This window comes from Bradyrhizobium sp. SZCCHNR2028 (assembly GCF_032380995.1).
GTDB lineage: Bacteria > Pseudomonadota > Alphaproteobacteria > Rhizobiales > Xanthobacteraceae > Bradyrhizobium.
Genome location: NZ_JAUHJF010000014.1, coordinates 57,226 through 70,676, shown reverse-complemented (window position 1 = coordinate 70,676; position 13,451 = coordinate 57,226). Strand labels below are relative to the sequence as shown.

General features: G+C 61.7%; 12 protein-coding genes. 4 read left to right on the top strand and 8 right to left on the bottom strand.

From position 1 onward, the window contains the following. Nucleotides 1–1,137, bottom strand: a complete 1,137-nt coding sequence (locus QX121_RS21445) for an MlaE family lipid ABC transporter permease subunit (RefSeq protein WP_315812967.1) — start codon at nucleotides 1,135–1,137, stop codon at nucleotides 1–3. Nucleotides 1,138–1,568: 431 nt separating this feature from the next. Here QX121_RS21445 and QX121_RS21440 point away from each other — a divergent pair, with 431 nt between their 5' ends. Further along, a complete protein-coding gene (locus QX121_RS21440; RefSeq protein ID WP_315739039.1) occupies nucleotides 1,569–2,072 on the top strand; it encodes a phage holin family protein in 504 nt (167 codons plus the stop codon). 43 nt (nucleotides 2,073–2,115) lie between these two features. Here QX121_RS21440 and QX121_RS21435 read toward each other — a convergent pair whose 3' ends face one another. Beyond that, a complete protein-coding gene (locus QX121_RS21435; RefSeq protein ID WP_315812966.1) occupies nucleotides 2,116–4,809 on the bottom strand; it encodes a bifunctional acetate--CoA ligase family protein/GNAT family N-acetyltransferase in 2,694 nt (897 codons plus the stop codon). Nucleotides 4,810–5,059: 250 nt separating this feature from the next. On the opposite strand from QX121_RS21435, the gene QX121_RS21430 reads away from it, so the two are divergent. Both QX121_RS21430 and QX121_RS21425 read left to right on the top strand, forming a co-directional pair. Further along, nucleotides 5,060–6,049 (top strand): zinc-dependent alcohol dehydrogenase family protein, encoded by a 990-nt coding sequence (locus QX121_RS21430; protein WP_315777048.1) that lies wholly within the window; start codon nucleotides 5,060–5,062, stop codon nucleotides 6,047–6,049. Between the two features lie 22 nt (nucleotides 6,050–6,071). Further along, nucleotides 6,072–7,616: an AAA family ATPase gene (locus QX121_RS21425; protein ID WP_315777047.1), complete on the top strand. Its 1,545-nt coding sequence runs from the start codon at nucleotides 6,072–6,074 to the stop codon at nucleotides 7,614–7,616. Nucleotides 7,617–7,654: 38 nt separating this feature from the next. Here the strand turns inward: QX121_RS21425 and QX121_RS21420 are convergent, their stop codons facing one another. Continuing rightward, complete coding sequence (locus QX121_RS21420) at nucleotides 7,655–9,328, bottom strand: PHA/PHB synthase family protein (protein ID WP_409998113.1); 1,674 nt, start codon at nucleotides 9,326–9,328, stop codon at nucleotides 7,655–7,657. A gap of 209 nt (nucleotides 9,329–9,537) precedes the next feature. Then, entirely contained in the window at nucleotides 9,538–9,900 is a 363-nt protein-coding gene (locus QX121_RS21415) for a hypothetical protein (protein WP_315739043.1), read from the bottom strand. 162 nt (nucleotides 9,901–10,062) lie between these two features. Here QX121_RS21415 and QX121_RS21410 point away from each other — a divergent pair, with 162 nt between their 5' ends. Then, on the top strand, nucleotides 10,063–10,791 hold the full coding sequence (locus QX121_RS21410) for a CBS domain-containing protein (protein ID WP_315777046.1): 729 nt from the start codon (nucleotides 10,063–10,065) through the stop codon (nucleotides 10,789–10,791). Nucleotides 10,792–10,849: 58 nt separating this feature from the next. On the opposite strand, the gene QX121_RS21405 is transcribed toward QX121_RS21410, so the two are convergent. The 4 genes from QX121_RS21405 to QX121_RS21390 all read right to left on the bottom strand — a co-directional run bounded on the left by QX121_RS21405 (nucleotide 10,850) and on the right by QX121_RS21390 (nucleotide 13,451). Continuing rightward, the gene (locus QX121_RS21405; RefSeq protein WP_315812965.1) at nucleotides 10,850–12,112 is read right to left on the bottom strand and encodes a CoA transferase; all 1,263 of its coding nucleotides are present in this window, start codon (nucleotides 12,110–12,112) and stop codon (nucleotides 10,850–10,852) included. Between the two features lie 193 nt (nucleotides 12,113–12,305). After that, a complete protein-coding gene (locus tag QX121_RS21400) occupies nucleotides 12,306–12,767 on the bottom strand; it encodes a GNAT family N-acetyltransferase (RefSeq protein ID WP_315813013.1) in 462 nt (153 codons plus the stop codon). A 4-nt stretch (nucleotides 12,768–12,771) separates the two neighbouring features. Further along, the gene (locus QX121_RS21395; RefSeq protein WP_315739047.1) at nucleotides 12,772–13,071 is read right to left on the bottom strand and encodes a hypothetical protein; all 300 of its coding nucleotides are present in this window, start codon (nucleotides 13,069–13,071) and stop codon (nucleotides 12,772–12,774) included. Then, nucleotides 13,068–13,451 (bottom strand): hypothetical protein, encoded by a 384-nt coding sequence (locus QX121_RS21390; RefSeq protein ID WP_315812964.1) that lies wholly within the window; start codon nucleotides 13,449–13,451, stop codon nucleotides 13,068–13,070. Before QX121_RS21390 ends, QX121_RS21395 begins: the two co-directional genes overlap by 4 nt.

Sequence of the window (13,451 nt, the reverse complement as noted above, 5' to 3'; positions counted from 1 at the left end):
CTACATTCCAATGGACGCAAAAAACACGGCGAACAGACCATCGAGCACGATGACCAGGAAAATGGATTTCACCACGGATGTCGTGGTTTGTTGCCCCAGCGATTCGGCACTACCTTTCACACGAAGTCCTTCACTGCAGGCAACAATGCCGATCACCAAGGCCATGAACGGGGCCTTCAATATTCCCACTTCGAAATGGGTGACCGAGATGGCATCGTGTAGCCGGGCGATGAAGATTGCCGGTCCCATGCCACCATAGAGCTGGGCCACCAGCCCTCCCCCATACAGGCCAGCCATCGAGCCGATGAAGGCGAGAATTGGCAAGGTCAAGATCAACGCAACGATGCGGGGCAGGATCAGCACCTCGACGGGATCCAGCCCCATCGTCACCAGCGCATCGATCTCCTCGCGCATCTTCATCGATCCAAGTTCTGCCGTGTAGGCGCTTCCCGATCGCCCTGCCACCATGATCGCGACGATCAGAACGCCAAGCTCGCGCAGGACCAGAATTCCCACCATATCGACCACGTAGGATTCGGCACCAAAACGTCGAAAATGGAAGATCCCCTGCTGGGCGATGATGGCGCCGATCAGGAAAGTGATCAACGCCACGATCGGAATAGCCTGCCATCCGATGCGGTACATCTGATAGACGAGGGAGGTCACGCGCAAAGATTGCGGCCGGCGTAGCGTCCGCAGCAGAGCAAAGGACAGCGCGGCCAACATGTCCAGGAACACTTTGACGTCCTGGGCTGCCCCCAGACTCGAACGACCGAGGTCCGTGAGTTTGGCGAGGACCGGATCCAGTCTCGGTGCCGGCTCGACCGCTCGTCGATTGACCTGCCGGACCTCCTCGACCAGGCCGATGTAGTTTTCTGCCACCCCGGTCATCTCGACCCGACGACCGCCAGCGGCGGCACGGCGGCTGAGCTTCTCGAGCAACCAGGCACCGACGGTATCGATCTCGCTCACGGCACCGAGATCAAGCTTCACGGCTTTCGCGCTGTTGACCCTGGTGCCGGCAGAGCTGGTCAAACTCTCGAGCTCCGCCACGTTGAGGGACACCCATGATCCGCTCGGACGAAGCTCAAGCACATCCTCCGTCGTCGCGGCCGTCAGTCCCGGATGAGCACGCAATTGGATGTCTCCCTCAGTCGGCGTGCCGAGGCACACCCGTTCCTAGATCCGGCCGATCTGCCTCGCTTGATCTGCGTCAATGCCGTCAGCGCAACGGGTTGAGCGAAATCAAGCATCGCGCCGGACTGCGTTCTACAGTGATTTTGGCGCGAGGACAAAACATGGCTATCGACCCGACGACGCTCAGGACCGAGTTGGACAGCCTGACGCGTGAGCTAAGCCAGCTGCTGCGGGGCACGGGGGCGCCGCGTGGCAACCCGGACGCGCAACCAGCCGCCGGAATGCTCGCTGCAGCGATCGAGGCGCTGGACATGCGTCTAAGTGAGACAGACGTTCAGGTGGAGCGGATGATCAGGGACCGTCCGATCGTGGCGACAGCTTCGGCCTTCGCCCTCGGTCTTGCCGTTGGCCTCCTACTGCGGAGAACTTAAGTGGATACCGAGAATGTCGTTAAACATTTGCGCCTTCTCTGGCGGACGGACCGGGTCATTGCCGACATCAGGCTCCGGCACCTGCTCGTCGGGCTCGGCCTCCGGGCCTTTGCGGCGCTGATTGCCGTCTTTGGCCTCCTGATGTTCGAGCTGGCGGCCTATCTTGCATTGGTCCAGATCACCTCCGCGGTGGTGGCAGCCGCAGCACTCGGAGCCTGCAATGTCGCGATTGCGGCGATCCTGCTGATCATCGCATCCCGTGCACCGTCCGGCAGGGAACTCGAACTAGCCAACGAGATTCACTCCTCGTCCATGGACTCGCTGCAGTTGGAAGCACGAGCTTTGCAAGCCCAGATCTCGAGCGTGGTCAACCATCCGCTCAACAGCCTCATTCCACTGCTCATCGTTCCCATTGCGACGATGATCATCAGAACTCTCCGCTCGCATGGCGGCTCCGAAGGCGAGGCAGCGAGCCCGCCGCCCAACGACCGCCGTGCGACTTGAACCCATCCTGCTGAATCAGGTGAGAGGCAATCGAAGCCTGAGCTCAAAGCCTGAGCTTGACGTTGCAGAGGTCGCGTTCGGTCGGATCGGTTTTGACCTCGAAACCGAGGTTCCTGCACATCTCCAGCATGACGACATTCTCCTGCAGCACGTCGCCGGAAATCATCTTCAGGCCTTCGGCCTTGGCGTATTCGATGATCAGCTGCATCAACGCCCAGCCGAGTCCGCGTCCCTTGAGATCCGACCGCAACAGGATCGCGTACTCCCCGCTCTCGTAAACCGAGTCGGAGTGAATCCTCACGACGCCGACCAGCTCGTTGGTCGCTTCATCGAGAGCCACAAAAGCCATCGCGCGCGCATAGTCGAGCTGTGTCAGGCGCGCGATGAACTCGTGCGTGAACTCCTTCATGGGGGCAAAGAATCGAAGACGCAGGTCTTCCGCGGTGACATGCTTGAGGAACTCATGAATGGTTGGCTCATCCTCGGGTCGGATCGGTCGCGCAAGGATTCGCCAGCCGTCCTTGACCTGGAGATGCCGTTCCCATTGGCTCGGATACGGCCGAACGGCGAAATTCGACGGACCAGAGCCTTTGAATTTCGGCGGAACCCTGCCGACGGCGACGCGCGCATCGACGGCCATGACGCCGCTCTCGTCCGCGAGCAGCGGATTGATATCGAGCTCGCGAATCTCGGGAACGTCTGCTGCAAGCTGCGCAAGCTTGACCAGCACCAGTGCGACTGCATCGGGCTTGACTGCCGGGACATCACGATAGGCGTGCAGCAATCGTGAGACGCGCGTCCGCTCGATGAGGTTGCGCGCCAGATGGAGATCGAGCGGAGGCAGACCGAGCGCTTTGTCGTTGATGATCTCGACGGCGGTACCGCCCCTGCCGAACACGATCACGGTTCCGAAGGTTGGATCGTCGGCAATGCCCATGATCAGCTCGCGCGCCTTGGCGCGGACGATCATGGCTTGCACGATCACGCCGGAAATCCGTGCGTCGGGCCGAACGGCCCTCGCGCGGGCCATGATCTCGTTCGCCGCGTTACGCACGGCCTCGGCCGTGGTCAGATTGAGCACGACACCGCCGACGTCGGACTTGTGAATGATGTCTCTCGACAAAATCTTGAGCACGACAGTTGTGCCCTGAGCGAACAACTGCTCCGCATAGCCGACCGCCTCGTCGACCGAAGACGCCGCGAACGTCGGCACCATCGCAATATCGTAGGCCTCCAGCAGGCGACTGATCTCGACCGGATCGAGCCAAGTTCTCCCGTCGGCGAGGGCCGTCGCTACAATTTTGCGGGCTGCCTCGACGTCGGGCGCAAAAGAGCTCGGCATGGCCGGCGGGACAGCGGCAAGCGATTCGACCACCTCCCGATGACGAACGAGATGCATGAAGCCACGAACGGCATCATCCTCGGTTGGGTAGTTCGGAATTCCTGCCCCGCTCAAGGTTTCGATGACCGGCTGCTCCGCACCGACCCATGCCGCCAGAACCGGCTTTGCCCAGCGCTGGTGCTGCTTTCGATAGGTCCTGACGAACTCGGTGACAGCCGTGGCAATGGCGCTCGCGGATGCAATCGCGGTCTGAACGTTCATGACGAGAACTGCATCGTTGGCTTGATCGGCGAGCAGCGCCTCGAGCGCGAGCGTGTAGCGTGTGGCATCGGCATCGCCGACGATGTCGACCGGGTTGGATCCGGACCAGGTCGGCGGCAGGATGGCATCGAGTTTGTCGTGGACGACCGGCGAAAGTGCGGCAGGCACGCCTCCGAGCTCGACCAGTCGATCCACGGCGAGCACGCCGATCCCGCCGCCATTCGTGAGAATGGCGAGCCTCTTGCCCATGGGCGACTCCACCCGCCCCAGCGTTTCGGCGCAGTCGAACAGCTCGCGCAGATCGGAGACCCGCAGAACGCCGGCCCGGCGAAAAGCCGCGTCGTAGACGGCATCCGCTCCCGCCAGCGCGCCCGTATGTGTCGCCGCAGCTCGCGCACCGACGGCACCGCGGCCCGATTTCACCACCACAACCGGCTTGACCCTTGCCGCCGCTCGCGCCGCGGACATGAACTTTCGAGCGTCCTTGACGGCTTCGATGTAGAGCAGGATCGCGCGGGTCCCACCGTCCAACGCGAAATGGTCCAGAAGATCTGCGAGATCGACGTCCAACTGGTCGCCGATCGAGACGATTCCGGAAAACCCAACACCGCGCTGAGCAGCCCAATCTACCATCCCCGCCGCGATAGCGCCGGACTGTGAAATGAGCGCCAGGCTGCCTACAACCGGCATGTGCGCCGAAAAGCTCGCATTGAGCTTGATGGTCGGCATCATGATGCCGAGACAGTTCGGTCCAATGAGACGCATGCCGTATTTCTGCGCTGCCTTCTCGGTCTGGTCGGCAAGCGACCCCTCTCCGTGTCCCAGACCCGAGGTAATGATCAGAGCTCCTGCCGTCCCCAACGCGCCTGCGCGATCGATGAGAGCCGGGATCGAAGGGGGGGGCGTCGTGATCACCACCAGTTCCGGCACGAACGCCAGTTCGGCGAGACTGCCAACGGCTGCGATATTGGATATCTCCCGATAGCGAGAATTGACCAGGCCAAGCTTGCCCTCGAACCGCGCCTTGACGATATTGTCGAGAATGGCCTTCCCTACCGAGTTCGGTCGCGGACTCCCTCCGATCAGAGCGATGGAGCGTGGCAAAAGCAGGTTCCGCAATCGGTAGGTCGACATTTGCACGTCCAACATCAGTTGGTGAAAGGCGGGTGAATCCCGAGGATTGATCTTAGTTTCAATCCGCAGCGGGTCTAGCGCGACTTATCATCCCAGCATAGTCACGGAGGCGATACCGCTCCGTTCCCTGACTGCACCTGCCGGCTCTGCTCGGTAGGCCGCAGTATTCGTACCAAGTCCTTGATGAGCATCAAACGATTGCCGGGCTGATTATCTTATTACCCTGCAACTTCGTCCGGGAGGCTCTCCGATGCGAGCGATGGTTCTGCGAAAGCCTGGAGCGCCTCTGCAGCCCGAGACGCTCGCGGACCCCGATCCTGGTCCCGGTGAGATCCGCGTCAAGGTCAGGGCATGCGGCGTGTGTCGCACTGACCTGCATGTGTACGACGGTGAGCTTCCCGACATTCGGTATCCGATCGTCCCCGGACACGAGATCGTCGGTCATGTCGACCAGATTGGTCCTGGTGTGACGACGCACAAGCTCGGCGCGCGCGTCGGAATTCCATGGCTGGGGCATACGTGCGGCCATTGCATGTTCTGCGCACGAGGTATGGAAAATCTCTGCGACCAGCCCACGTTTACCGGCTACACACGCAACGGCGGCTATGCAACCCACGCCGTCGTGGACGCAAATTTCGCATTCCCGCTCGACGGTTTGGAGGATGACATTGCCATCGCTCCGTTGCTGTGCGCCGGCCTGATCGGCTGGCGGTCTCTGGTCATGGCAGGGAAAGCCGAGAGGCTTGGCATCTACGGATTCGGCGCGGCCGGTCACATCGTTGCCCAGGTGGCCCGCTGGCAGGGGCGCCAGATCTATGCGTTCACCCGCGAGCACGACCAAGCTGCGCAGGATTTCGCGCGCCAACTTGGCGCCACATGGGCCGGAGCGGCGGGCCAGCGTCCCGATGTTGCTCTGGACGCGGCCATCATCTACGCGCCGGCTGGCGAGCTTGTTCCGGCCGCTCTGCAGGCTGTTCGGAAGGGTGGCCGGGTGGTCTGCGCAGGTATTCATATGAGCGACATTCCGACGTTCCCGTATTCCCTCCTCTGGGGGGAACGCCAGGTGGTGTCTGTCGCCAACCTGACGCGACAAGACGGTCTCGATTTCCTGCGGGTCGCGCAGCAGGCTCAAATACGGACCCATACGACGCCCTATCCGCTGTCCGACGCAAATGACGTTCTGGCCCGCCTGAGGCGGGGTGACGTCGTCGGCGCGGCGGTGCTTATCCCGGACTTTTGAAGTGAACGTGGCAACACCGCCCATGGCATCACCATCCGATCAGGAACTGGTCTTCTCCTTCTTGGGCAATACCACCCGACATCCAGGTGTCCGCCGGATCGACACGCACGCGGCTTCCGTGTTTCTGATCGGTGACCGCGCCCTGAAGATCAAGCGCGCCGTTCGGCTGCCATTTTTGGACTATTCGACGCTCGATCAGCGCAAGGCCGCGTGCGCAAAGGAAATCGAGATCAATCACCCGTTTGCTCCGGACATCTATCTGCGTGTCGTCGCCATCACCAAGGCGCCAGACGGGTCATTCGATGTCGGTGGATCCGGCACTCCGGTCGAATATGCCGTCGAGATGCGTCGCTTCGATGACAGCCAGACGCTTGATCATCTTTCTCGCCGCCAGCAGCTGGACGCCGGATTGGGCGAGCGTCTGGCAGAGACGATCGCAGCGTCGCATGCAGTCGCCGTTCGGAGCTCCTCCCATGGATGGACGGAGTCCATTCCGATTTGGATCGACGCATTCGTCGCCAGCTTTCGGACAGTCTCGCGATTTGGCGAAACGGAGGTCGAAGAACTCCGCGTCCTTTGCCACTCGGCCTTCGCGCGTCTCCGGCCCCTGCTCGAGCAACGTGCAAATGAGGGGCACGTGAAACGCTGCCATGGCGACCTCCATCTGGCCAACATCGTCCTCATTGACGACAAGCCGGTGCTGTTCGACGCCATCGAGTTCGACGACCGGATAGCCACGATCGACGTCCTCTACGATCTCGCCTTTCCACTGATGGACCTCTTGCACTTCGAGCAGCCGGTCGCCGCCAACCGTCTCTTGAACCGCTACCTCTCGACCGCAGCGCCTGACCAGACCGGAGGATTGGCTGCTCTGCCTCTGTTCATGGCGATCCGGGCCGCCATCCGTGCGCAAGTCTTTGTCGCAAGGCGCGACCGCGGTGATGCCGAACACTCGGACGCTGATCGCTCCGCAACGATCGAGACCGCAGAGAGCTACTTTCAACTTGCACGCAGCCTGATCCGGCCGGCAGAGCCGAGGATGATCGCGGTCGGAGGCCTGTCGGGAACGGGAAAATCTGCGCTCGCCCGGGCTCTCGCTCCTCTCTTGGTGCCTCCACCGGGAGCAATCGTGTTGCGCAGCGACGTGCTGCGCAAGCAACTGTCTGGCGTGAAGGAAACCGAACGCCTCCCAGCTGCGGCCTATACGCCGGAATCGAGTGCTCGGGTCTATCGAGAGTTGACGACGCTGGCCGGCCGCGTGCTCTCACAAGGCTTCACGGTGATCGTCGACGCCGTGTTTGCACGTCCGGATGAACGACAGGAGATCCATGATCTCGCGAAGCGGCTGAAGGCGCCCTTTGCCGGCCTCTTCCTCGTCGCAGATTTGCGCAGCCGGCAGGAGCGAATTCACCATCGAGTCGCCGATGCGTCCGATGCAACGATCGGAGTTACCGAGGATCAGGAACGCTACGACATCGGCGCTCTGGATTGGCTCCAGGTCGATGCGTCAGGCACGGCTGAGACGACATTGGAGCGAAGCCTTTCATTGCTCCGGATCAGCGCCTGAGTCCGGTGGGATGGCCCCCTGGCCGCAACGCGCGGCGATCACGTGTGCACGTAGTCGCCCGGCGCGTCTCCGAGATCATTCGAACGATCTGTCCCGAGTTGCGGCGGTGCGCCCGGCGCTCCCGATTGCTGTCCGAGCCACTCTGTCCAGGCCGGCCACCACGATCCCTCCAGCTTTGGCGATGTGCCCTGCCACTCGTCGGGTCCGAGATATGGAGCGTCGGCAGCCTTGGTTCGCAACTGATGGGAGTGCCCCTGCTCGCCCGGCGGCGCCACGATGCCGGCATTATGGCCGCCGCTGGCGAGCACGAAAGTGACGTCAGCATCAACCTCGTAGTGGACCTTGTACGTCGACTTCCAAGGCGCAACGTGATCACGCAGCGTCCCGACGACGAACATCGGCGTGTGGATATCCGAGAGCGAAACAGGCTTCCCTTCGACCCGATACCGCCCCTCGGCGAGATCGTTGTTCAGGAACAGCTTGCGCAGATATTCGGAGTGCATCCGATACGGTAGCCGCGTCGCATCTGCGTTCCATGCCATCAAGTCGCTCGGGTTTGCGCGCTCGCCGAGAAGATAGTCGCGCGAGACACGAGACCAGATCAGATCGTTGGAGCGCAGCAATTGAAATGCGCCCGCCATCTGGGTGGTGTCGAGATATCCACGCTCCCACATCATGTCTTCGAGAAAGGCGACCTGGCTTTCATTGATGAAGAGCGTCAGCTCTCCCGCTTCCGTGAAATCGGTCTGGGCCGCAAACAGCGTGATTGTCTTCAGGCGCTGGTCGCCATCGCGTGCCATGGCCGCCGCCGTGATCGAAAGAAGCGTTCCCCCGAGACAATAGCCTGCGGCATGGACCAGCGTATTCGGAATGATCCTTCCGATCATGTCCAGGGCAGCCATGACGCCCAGCGAGCGGTAGTCGTCAAACGCAAGATCCCGGTCTTCCGCTCCGGGGTTTCGCCAGGAGATCATGAAAACCGTAAAGCCCTGGTCGGTCAGGTATCGGACCAGCGAATTGTGCGGCGACAGATCCAGGATGTAATATTTCATGATCCAAGCCGGTACGATCAGGACCGGCTCTGGTCTCACCTTCTCGGTCGTCGGCGCGTATTGAATCAGCTCGATCAACTGATTGCGAAGCACAACCTTGCCCGGCGCGGCCGCGACGGTCTTGCCGACGACGAACTCGCCATTGATCGGTATCTTCCCCGGCTGCATCACCTGCATGAGATCGGCGAGCCAGTTCTGCCAGCCGAAGATCAGGTTCTCGCCACCGCTTTGAAACGTCTTCTCCAACACTTCCGGGTTGGTCGCTGCAAAGTTCGATGGCGCGAAGATGTCGAGCAGTTGACGAATTGAAAAGTCGACGACGGCTTCGTTGGCAGGGTCGACACCACGAATGCCGGTCGTCGCCTTGTGCCACCAATCTTCCCCGAGCAAAAACGCCTGGGCGAACAAGTTGAACGGGTGCGTCGCCCATTGCGGCTTGGAAAAGCGATGATCGTTGGCCTGCGGTTTGATCAGGTCCCAAGGACTGCGATTCGGGTCTGCAAACTGCAATGACCGTTCAGCGACCTGCTTAGCGCCGTGCCAAGCATCTCGGACGATTTCGATCTGACGCTGAGGTGCAGCGGCCAGATGACAAGCCCAATCCAGATACGCCATTGATAGAGCGGCCGGGGAAATTCCACCGGTGAGCCGAGCCAGCATCGCGCTGAAGGCCCTGTCCAGCTCGTGATCCTCGCGTCGAAGCTCCCCGGAGGTCGCGTCGGCTTCTCGGGAGAGCAACTTTGCGTCGGGTGCGGCGAGCGCACCCTCCGGCTTCAAAGAGGTCTCTGCAGAGACAACGGCACTGCTCCGGTCGTTAACGATCGTTCCCTCGCGTTCCCGTCGATCGGGACGCGACGCCCCCGCACTCTTCAGTTTCGCCACCGTTGCCCCATGAGATTCACGCTAGCATCAATCAGGCGCTGCCCGTGCTTGAAGAGTCGATCGCAATCCCGCCTGACGAAATCAATCTGATGCCGTCCACATTCCTGGACCATCGCCTGGATTCCCTTCACGGAATGCACGCCAGCCAGCTTCGACACAAACTCAGCCAGCAGATGCGTCTCCGTACGCGCGCGATCCAGCACTTCGTTGCTGGCAAACAGAACCTCCTCCATGACGATCTGCTGGGAACCAACGAGCAGCTCGAGTGCGTGCTTGTTGGAGAGAGCGACACGTTCGGACAGTTCGGCCGTTTCGTCGGCCAGGACCTTGGTCCCGGAGAACTCGGACATGGGCACCTTCTCCTCTCGCTAGATCAAAATGCCTTATAGCTGCAATTCAATGCCAGGACCTTGAGCTGCGTCAATGACGCGGCGGCACCTCCTTTGACCTGCGTCAATTCAAGACCGTGGCGGCGGATTACGTTTTCTCAGCCTTTGACATTGGAGTTCGCCATGCGCGCCCACCAGATCATGACCCGTCCCGTCATCACCGTCACCCCTGACACTTCCATCGTGGATGCGGCAAATATCATGCTTCAACGGCACGTCAGCGGCCTTCCCGTGGTCGATTCCGGCGGAAAGCTCGTGGGCGTCGTCTCGGAAGGCGATTTCATCCGCCGATCCGAGATCGGCACAGGGCGTAAGCGCGGCCGTTGGCTGCGCTTCATTCTCGGGCCCGGGAAGTCGGCCGCCGACTTCGTCCACGAGCATGGTCGCAAAGTGTCAGAGGTAATGACCAAGTCTCCCCTGACGATCACCGAAGACGCCGCGCTGGCGGAGATCGTGGAACTGATGGAAAAGAACCACGTGAAGCGGTTGCCCGTGGTCAAGGGAGACCGGGTCATCGGCATCGTGTCACGGGCGAACCTGCTGCAAGCGGTCGCCGCGCTCGGGCGGCAGGTCCCGGATCCGACGGCGGATGACGATCACATCCGCAACCGTGTGATCGACGCTCTCGAGAAGAACGACTGGTGCCCGTTCGGATTGTCCGTCATCGTCAAGGACGGCATCGTTCATCTGAGCGGCGTCATTACCGAAGAGCGCTCGCGGCAGGCGGCAATCGTTGCCACCGAGAACATCTCTGGTGTCAAGAAGGTGCATGATCATCTGTGCTGGGTTGACACCATGTCGGGCATGTACCTGAACTCACCGGAAGACGACGAGATGGCCAAAGCCGGCTGATGGCTGCTGAGGACGCTGCCGCTCTTCCTGCCTCGTGTCCGGCACCAGTGACGATGCCCTAGGTTCCCGGATTGTTGCGTCCGAACGCCCCCGCCCGACGCAGGGCTTCGATCTCCTGCTCAGTGTACCCAAGCCTGTGGCGCAGGATCGCGGTCGTGTGCTCACCGAGCCGCGGCGCCGCCGTCGGCTCGACGGTCGGCGTGAGCTTCATGGCGATTGCCGGCTCGATGTTGGGTATCGAGCCTGCCGTCGGGTGCGGAATACGACAGGTGCGGTCGCGCATCCGGACCTCGGCCGCGTTGAACGCCTGCTCGACCGTACGAACGTGTCCAACCGGAACTCCAGCCTGGTTCATCCGAGAGGTCCAGACATCCATCCGTTCCGTGGCGAGGATGTCGGCGATGAGGCCGCGCAGTTGCGTACGGTTGACCCATCTCGCCCTTCGCGTGGCGAAGCGGGGATCGCTCAGGAGATCCGGACGACCAAGCACCTCCGTAGCCAGCCGGCGGTAGAGCCGATCGTTGGCACATGCGATGTAGAGCGGACCATCTGACGCTTCAAAGACGCCGACCGTCGGAGAGTCGTTCGGCGAATTGCCCGTCCGCGTGGGGTTCACGCCGTTCATCAAATACGCCATTCCGGAGAAGCCGGTCATCGCCAAGGCGATGTCAAACAGCGCCACCTCGACGTGCTGCCCGCGACCGAGCCGCTGCCGGGCGGCGAGTGCCAATAGGATGGCATTGCAGGCGGACATGCCGGTGGCCAGATCAACGATCGGAGGACCGGTCCGCACCGGCGGACCATCGGCGAAACCGTTGAGGGACATGAACCCGCTTTCCGCCTGGGTGATTGGATCGAACCCTGATCGCCACGCGAATGGACCGGAGCGTCCGTAGGCCGAGATCGAGCAATAGATCAGCCCGGGATTGGTGCTGGACAGTGTCTGATAGTCCAGCCCGAACCTCTCCATGACGGACGACGAGAAATTCTCCACGACGATGTCGGCCTTGGCGATCAGCGCACGCGCGGCGTCTCTGGCCTGCGGTATCGTGAGATCCAACACCATGCCGCGCTTGTTCCGATTGAGACTGAGGAACGCTGCGCTCTCTCCGCCGAGCTCGGCGTGCTCGTATGCGCGGGTATCGTCTCCCGTGAGCGGCTGCTCGATCTTGATCACCTCGGCGCCGAAATCGGCCAGCGTCTGTGTGCACGCCGGCCCTGCGACGACCCGCGTGAAATCGATCACCAGCAGACCAGCCAGCGCGGTTGGCGCGTCAGGCGGCCGTGGCGCACGCTCTGGCAGGGTGACCTCGGCCGGCATCCCAGAGTCCTTCCCGCTGCTCTGATCGTCTGAAGCGATCTTCCATTGACTGCCCGGCGTGGCATTGTCTCCAACGTCCGACAATGCATGGTTAACTCAACGGCAGCCGCAAAAAAAGCCCGGGTCGGAGCTGTCGAGCCGGCCCAATTCTGCTGCAGCGCAATGCAATCTGCATGAGGCATCGATCGACAGCTCACCGCCCGATCATCTTGCGCCAATAGAGCGAGTTCACCCAGGCCCAGGGCCGGACCGGTTGGAACAACACATATCCACACCGAATGAAATTGTTCGCGGATACGATGTTGCAAGTCGTATCCGAAACGATGCAATCCAGGCCCGAGCGACGCGCGCGCTGCTCGATCACACGCATCAGCCGTCGCTGCAGGCCGTAACCACACCGCTCTTGGAGAACGCCAACCCTCGAAAGATAGGCTATGCCCTTGCCGAGGGATGACGGCATCATTCCGGCAAAGGCGACGGGCCGTCCGAGCTCGGTCGATATCCACCATTGTCCGCTCTCGAAATCGGGCAGAGGTGCGCAATCGAGGAATGTGCGCGCATGGAGCTCCTTCAAGGTGTCGAGGACGTCAGGCTCGCAAGCGTCGACCTCTCTGATGCGGAAGCGGCGGCCTCGCCGCAAGATCCAGGCTGGCACGGCATCACCTTCCGAGCACGACTTTGATGCCGAGCCAGATCGCACCGATCAGACCGGTCGCGATGACCGTGATGACGGCCTTGAACGTATAGCTCTGGGCCTGCTCCACGCTCTTGCGCCAGCGCCGCAGGTGCTGGAAATCGGCTCTCAGCTCCTTCCGATCCTCCTCCTCGATGCCGAACGAGGTGAGAATGGTCGCGATCGCTCTCATCACGACGGCATCGATCTCGTCGCGCTGAAGCTGGCTCTGCTTGGCCAGGGTCTCGGCGACGACGGCCGTGATTTCGTCATGGCTGATGTTCATCGCCTGATGATCCTCGCTACATTTTCGAAGCCGCGTTTGGCAAAATAGAAGGAGATGACGAGATTCGCGGTCGTCGACGCGAAGCCCGCGAGCGGATCCGTCGAGCCGAGCCCGAGCACTTTGTCCCACACCAGCAGCTTGGCAAAGTAGATCGAGACGCAGTAGCCGATGAGCTTGTCCGGCTCGTACCAGCAGCCGATTTCCGCCGCACGCAGCCGAAGCTGCGCATCGCTTTCCGAGACCTGCGCGGCGATCTCCGTCGCCGCGAGGTCTGCCGCGATCTTGGCATCCGCGTTGCCCGCCCTCAGCTTCGTCTGGTAGGCGTCGATCAGCCCCTTGATCACGGGCCCGCCCAGAAAGCCCAGAATGCTCATCCACAT